This is a genomic window from Butyricimonas sp. RTP31003st1_G1_RTP31003_210430, assembly GCF_040920905.1.
GTDB classification, from domain to species: domain Bacteria; phylum Bacteroidota; class Bacteroidia; order Bacteroidales; family Marinifilaceae; genus Butyricimonas; species Butyricimonas paravirosa.
Genome location: NZ_JBCOSQ010000139.1, coordinates 1 through 2,071 on the forward strand (window position 1 = coordinate 1; position 2,071 = coordinate 2,071).

At 45.2% G+C, this 2,071-nt stretch carries 2 protein-coding genes and 1 pseudogene; all 3 read right to left on the minus strand.

The genetic code is table 11. The features are described 5' to 3' along the window. Positions 1-525 (minus strand): annotated as a pseudogene (locus AB5542_RS21240) (thioredoxin); the annotation flags it as partial. Positions 526-546: 21 nt separating this feature from the next. Further along, a complete protein-coding gene (locus AB5542_RS21245) occupies positions 547-1,704 on the minus strand; it encodes a hypothetical protein (RefSeq protein WP_279040540.1) in 1,158 nt (385 codons plus the stop codon). Positions 1,705-1,726: 22 nt separating this feature from the next. Further along, positions 1,727-2,071 (minus strand): S8 family serine peptidase (locus AB5542_RS21250; protein ID WP_368243455.1); only part of this gene is annotated, 345 nt, incomplete at its 5' end.

Sequence of the window (2,071 nt, forward strand, 5' to 3'; positions counted from 1 at the left end):
AGTACTCCCCGGTAACACCTCCATATCAGTCCGATAGTCCAGTTTCATATACGAAGGCCGGTAAGGTATGGAAGTCGTTATCTTTTTACGCCTACGATCAATCGTCAGCACCACGTTACGGAACATGGCTCCCCCAACAATTCCCGCAACACCCAATTCACGTAAATAAGATTCATCACCTAACACGAATGCTGACACGCCATTACCAAACACGTTATTCCCAAATGCCATCGTGCCTATCAACACACTTTTCACCACCGGCACTTTCTTGTACAAAAATTCATTATACTTAAATTCACCCGGAATATTCTCGTCAATTTTTAACCTCTCCACGTATTCCGGTAAGATTGCCGTGTGCCCGGCCAAGTCCAGCACGAAACCAGCGACTTCCCCGTTCACGACCAAATCCAAGATAATCTTCCCGTCCACTTCCCGGTAATCCCGGACCTCTGTCGATGTGTTCTTTGTCTGCGCCCATGTCAAACATGATAACAAGCAGAACAATGATAATATCAATATTTTCATTCGTTATAGATTTACATTTACCTAAAATCTCTTGATCTCGACTTTCCTTTCTCGTCCCTCTTTCAAAATAATAATATAAGCCGAATCACCCTCTATCGCATCCAAAAGAGCATCTATCTCCAACTGGCTCTGTGCCACGCTGGAAAGATTCTTGCCATTGATATTCACGACCCGATCGCCAAATTCAAGCTGATCCTTCAAGTTATCCCAAACGGTTGTCACCTCGAAATGTCCCTTCACGGGTAATATTCCCACGTTCCAGGTTTTAGGGGCACCACCCGCGTCAACAATCTCTTCGCCATACGGAAAAAAATAGAAACGTTCCCGCATATAATCAATAACGATCTTGCCATAACGCAACATATCAATGCCGATGATACTCATTCCCATATTGATCGTAATACTTCCCACGTTAGTAAACTTTTTATCCAGAAAAGTCATCTCCCCGATAGCCACCTTGTCAATTTCAACCGGTTGTCCGACACCGCTAATTCCGACCATATTCACGCCTATTGCCTCCGCCACTTTTATATTTTTGACCTTATCTTTCAGATCACCATAGTCGATGGAAGAAAGTAATAAAAGTCCCGATGCTCCCGTGTCGAACAAAACCCGTTTTGACACACCCCCAAAATCGACATCCACAATAGAATGGCTGGACTGTCCCGGAAACATCCGGACCCCATCCGTGATTTTCAAGCCTGCCGGACGATAAGGATAATTGATCACCATAATCTTTTCCCGTGAGTCAAACGTAATTACCGACCGGGCAAAAGCATCCCCTCCCAGAATTCCTGCCACACCAAGCTCCCGGAAGAAGCCTGTTGCGGGGAATATCATGGTTTCCAAACGGGGCAATCTATAATTCGGACTTAATTCCACATCATGCAAGATTCCGGTTTGGAAACTAGTCCCCGCCCGGTTGATGTCAGACACGCTTGTTGATGTTCCCGTACTTGTCGCTTTCATGTCGACAGCCACGTCCCGCATAGTTCCCGTTTTTCCACCCGTATCCACGATATATTTCACTTTTATCCCATTCACGGTGACAGGAATAATGATCTTTTCCCGAATTAATTCGTAATGAATCGTGTCACACACACGACGGGTAACTTGTTGCCCGAAAACACCTGCCGAAAACAATACCAACAGGCCAAAAATGAATACGATTGTTCTCATATCACGCATTGGGTGTAAATAACTATTTTCCCGCTAGTTTACTCGCTGCCACGACGGCCTGATAAGCATTCAAGATTCCCCCGGACAAACACAAATCATCGAAAAGAAATAAATCCTGTGTCTTCTTTCCCCCGACTTCAATACCTTTTTCGACCTCGACTCCCTTTCTGGAAGTCACGGATGCCAACAGAATATCACGAATTTGTGAACCTGTCAAGTTGGGATAATAGGCTTTAATCAAAGCAGCAACCCCGGCAACGGATGCCGATGCAAGTCCCATTCCTGTTCCCGTTTGATAAGTATCACCCGTGTAAGCGGCATACACGCTGACACCAGGGGCATATAAATCTAATTCTTTCGCTCCATA

Excerpts from the sequence above, each read along its gene's own strand:
- AB5542_RS21245 (WP_279040540.1), bottom strand. The coding sequence starts at position 1,704 with ATGAGAACAATCGTATTCATTTTTGGCCTGTTGGTATTGTTTTCGGCA.